This is a genomic window from Nostoc sp. UCD121 (assembly GCF_014222285.1).
GTDB lineage: Bacteria > Cyanobacteriota > Cyanobacteriia > Cyanobacteriales > Nostocaceae > Nostoc.
The window spans coordinates 1-4,240 of record NZ_JACKZS010000366.1 but is presented as its reverse complement, the minus strand read 5'-3'; the positions used below and the strand labels follow the sequence as shown (position 1 = coordinate 4,240).

Here is a 4,240-nt window from a genome sequence, read left to right as displayed (position 1 = left end):
CCCTGCCCCTGCTCCCCTGCCCCTACTCCCTACGGCGCTTTCGGCTGTTGCTCAATCGGCTTACTTGGCGGAATCTCCTCAAGAGGAATCAGTGCTTCGATTACCGACTTAACAATTGGTGCGGCAACAGTAGAACCATAAGCACTTTCTCCTTTTGGCTCATCTACCAGTGCAAACACTACATAGCGAGGAGATTCTACTGGTAAAATAGCCACGAAGCTCGTCATTCTAGCACCCTTGATATAACCACCATTAGGACTAGCTTTTTGGGCTGTACCAGTTTTACCAGCAATCCGATATCCGGGAATTTGTGAAGCCTTCCCACTTCCTTCTTCAACAACAGTTTCCATCATTTCTACAACCTTTTGGGCTGTTGCGGCTGAGAAAATTTGGCGTGATATATTCCGAGTGGGTGAATCATGCATCTGCCCTTTGGTATCAATCAACCCTCGAACTACATGGGGTGTAACCAATTTACCGCCATTGGCTAAAGCACCGTGCATTTGCACTAGCTGTATTGGTGTCATCGAAAAACCTTGCCCAAAGGAAGTAGTAGCTGGTTCAATTGGCGAAGCGATAAATTCTTCTTGACTTTTGAGCCGACCGCCAACTTCAAAAGGCAAATCTGTATCAACTTTTTGTCCTAGCCCCAAGCGTTCTAACCAGTTGTAGTAAATTGAAGGCTTTAAGCGTTGGATAATTTGCACCATGCCAATGTTGCTGGAATATTGCAAAATCTGAGCGATACTGATTCGCCCATTACCATTATTCATGGCATTTTTGATGGTGTAATTAGCCACTCGAATAGAACCGGAGTCATTAAACATATCATCTGGTTTGATGACATTATTTTCCAGAGCGATCGCCACATTCAAAGGCTTAAAAGTCGAGCCTGGTTCATAAAGATCCGCCACCGTCCAGTTTTTAAACAGCGAGATATTAGCTTTAGCGTATTCATTAGGGTTATAGGTAGGCTGAGAAACGAGGGCGAGTAAGGAACCATCCAACGCATCCATTACAATTACCGCCCCACGTTTAGCATCAAACTTCTCCATTTGTTGTTTGAGTGCCAGGCTAGCAATCCGTTGCAGACGGCTATCGATTGTGAGTTGCAGCCGCAAATCATCAAAATGCAGAAAACCTTCCGGTGCATGATCCGGCATCACGGCTCCATTACCAGAGCGACTGAGCCGCACCGTTTGCACAGGACGTTCTAACAACTTCTCTTGAGAATATTCCACACCTGCTTGACCACGACGGTCGACATTTACATAACCCACCACATCAGAAACCAAATCGTCTGGCGGATAATATCGGGAGTATTTTTGAATTAACTCCAAGCCATTTAAACGCAAAGAAGTCACGCGATCAATAATTTCTTCCGGTAGGGCTGGGGCAAGTATAATTCCGCTTCTTTTACTTTGAAAACTTTTCACCAATTCAGCAGTATCTTTGGCCAATATTGGGGCAAGTCGCTCTGCCATCTCTTCATTAGACTTATCAAACAGCTTGGGATGAGCGTACAAAGTATACACAGGACGGTCAATCGCCAACAGTTCACTATTGCGATCTACCACCGGGCGACGGGGCATAAAAGGTCGCAAATCCACCATTTGCTGGTTCCGCGCCTGCTCTGTTAATTTTGTCCCCTTGACAATTTGCAAGTTATACAACTTGATACCTAACCCCAATCCTGCTGCCATTAATACGCCCCAGACGAGGAACAGCCGGGAATTGGTATTGGATGTTTGATTTTGGATATTAGAGGCAAGTGTCCCCAACAACCCTCGTTTAGAACCCTTCTGCTGCTTTTTGAATCCTGGATTCCGAGACTTTTTTAATCTTGTTCTGCTTGGTAATTTTTGCATTGCCTACTCAGTACCAAATTACTTTTCGGAGTCAAAAGTCCAAACTTAAAGTTAGTTACTCCATAACTCCTGTACAGACGCGATTAATCGCGTCTCTCCTAACTCTTAATATCCAAGTGGTGATAGCGTTTGCCGTTGCGTTTCCGAACTTGGCGTTATGTTAGGCGTTATGTTATTAGATGATGCTGGCTTAGGCTTATGAGGTGCTGGAGACAAGAAAATCATTCCTTGTGGAGTTGGTAATACTAGCCCTGCTGTTGATTGTTCTGCTTCCTTAGCCATTCTATTTGTCAGCGTGGCGTTGGTTGTCGTTAGTAGCCGCTCATGACGTTGGAGGTTTTGCAGTCTGCGATATGACTTACTCCAAAGCTCTTGAGAATATACTGTCCAGCCATAAATGGCAAGTGTCGATGCTACTAGCAAAAACGCCAAAACTGTCGAATAACGATGAAATGTGTACAAGCGCAACAACCATAAAGGTACGGCTCGAGAATTAGGCATTGTGGGAAGTTTAAGAAAATCTACCCCTGAACTTTTCTGAGTCGCACTGGACTGCTCATTGAGATTTGGTAACTTTTGTCTACCCAACTCTTTCACCGATTTGGGCATAGCTGCCTTATTGGTGGCAGAAACCGCTAAATTTTTTGAGGAACGCTGTTGTCTTTGAGAGGATAAGGGTATGGATTTGGTCACTGGTGTTGGTGTAGCACCGCTCTGTGCTACCGACTCTATACGCGCAGAACGTCGCCTTCCTAAAGAAAACATAGAATCTCGCCAGAACCAATTACCCTTTCCAGAAATAGCAGATTTACGAGCAACTACCATAAATTTTTTAGATGGAAAATACTGTACTTTAGATTGATTTTCTTGATTGTCTGTTTTTGATAGGGTTAAGACTTACTTCTGTGCAACAAGCACACATAACAGACTACACCCTTTTAACTGTTCTGATAGGTAGCTGTACCAATGTTTGCATCCTCTAGATATTGCAATGTTTGCAATCAGCGATTAGCAACTGGACAGCTTACCCTTTAGAGATAGCACCTAAAGTATGGCAACGCCGGACAGCAAGGTGCAATACTCTGTGAAAAAAATAAAATTTTTTGTTATGATAGCTCGGTTTGCTAGAAAATTTGGTAATTTCCTTTTTGCTTCTGAGTTAAGAGAAACTAATCAGATAGCTGTATGAGACATACTGCCAAAAAGAATATCCCAAAGGATTATTTTTTTTAAGTATGTAATCTCACAGCATTAAAAAAAAAGCAATAAATACGGTATCGTATTCAACAGGCGAAAAATTTTTCTAGCCACAATTGGTGAAAGAGGAGTTATGAAAACAAAAATCTTTGGTTTGGCTGTAATCTTAAGTCTGGCTACAATTCTGGGAGCCTGTGGTGAAGGCGGTGGTAATGGTGGTACTACTACTAGTACTCCTGCTGCTACAGGTGAACCAACTGATGCGCCTCCCGCTACTAAAACTACACCTGCGGCTACACCTGCGGTTACACCTGCTGCTACTCCTAAATAAGGCATCTTTAGCTTTAGCTTTAGTGGAAATCATGCCCAAAACAGCTTAGTAACAACGTTCGTCACCACATAGCTTGAATTAATAGGTTTATCTAGAAACCTTTCTCTTTCTTTTGGTGTATCAGAGCTTAGAGTTTGCTTAAATATCAGCTAAGTAGGGCAGTAACAAAGGACACTGGTGATGAGGATTACCTTGTCAACCAAGTGTCCGCCTGAAAATTCTCGCCTGACCGAACCTTATTCCAAGTAAAAGAGAGTTTAGTTCCGTAAATCTAAGCCATCTTGTGGGCAAAATACTTCCACAATTTAGTGTTTGGAATAGCTTAAACTCCTGAGTTTTGAGAGGACAAAAGAATTCATTGCGATCGCTGGCAATTGCTCAAGAGCATTCCCTGTAGTCTATTCTGTATTAGGACAGACCTAGTGATGTTTCTTGGTATTGCCAGATTTTTATTGGTAAAATTTATAACTTTGGGAATTTGGTACTGGGAAACAGATTTTCATGCTGCGTTGTGAATGCAGTTCAGGAGATGGGGAGAGTTAAAGCGAGAAAGGCAGTAAAATTTCTGAGCTTGTTTGTGATGAGTGCAACTTTTATTGTGGTAAGTGGCTATTGGACATCATCGGCAGTCATAGCATTACCGCCACCAGAAGATACACCAGAAGAAATATTACGGACAAAGATTATCATAGAAGCGCGATCGCCAATTGATGGAAGCTCCCTAACAGCTGCCGAATACATTCAATTACAAGCACAGCTTCAAGAAGCCCCACCACCAAAACTAGACCCCAAAATTCGCGATCAAATTTTCTTGCTTCGCCTACGTAAAACCTTACTTCAGTTT

At 42.8% G+C, this 4,240-nt stretch carries 4 protein-coding genes; 2 read left to right on the top strand and 2 right to left on the bottom strand.

All coding sequences use genetic code 11. The features are described from left to right. Positions 1 to 29: 29 nt before the first annotated feature. Both GNF10_RS35585 and GNF10_RS35580 read right to left on the bottom strand, forming a co-directional pair. A complete protein-coding gene (locus GNF10_RS35585) occupies positions 30 to 1,868 on the bottom strand; it encodes a penicillin-binding protein 2 (RefSeq protein ID WP_185580797.1) in 1,839 nt (612 codons plus the stop codon). Positions 1,869 to 1,973: 105 nt separating this feature from the next. After that, positions 1,974 to 2,693, bottom strand: a complete 720-nt coding sequence (locus tag GNF10_RS35580) for a hypothetical protein (protein WP_185580798.1) — start codon at positions 2,691 to 2,693, stop codon at positions 1,974 to 1,976. A gap of 505 nt (positions 2,694 to 3,198) precedes the next feature. Between GNF10_RS35580 and GNF10_RS35575 the strand changes: the two genes are divergently transcribed. Together GNF10_RS35575 and GNF10_RS35570 are read left to right on the top strand one after the other, a co-directional pair. Then, positions 3,199 to 3,396 (top strand): hypothetical protein, encoded by a 198-nt coding sequence (locus tag GNF10_RS35575; protein ID WP_185580799.1) that lies wholly within the window; start codon positions 3,199 to 3,201, stop codon positions 3,394 to 3,396. Positions 3,397 to 3,925: 529 nt separating this feature from the next. Continuing rightward, positions 3,926 to 4,240: hypothetical protein (locus GNF10_RS35570; protein ID WP_185607430.1), on the top strand; the 315-nt coding region annotated here is incomplete at its 3' end.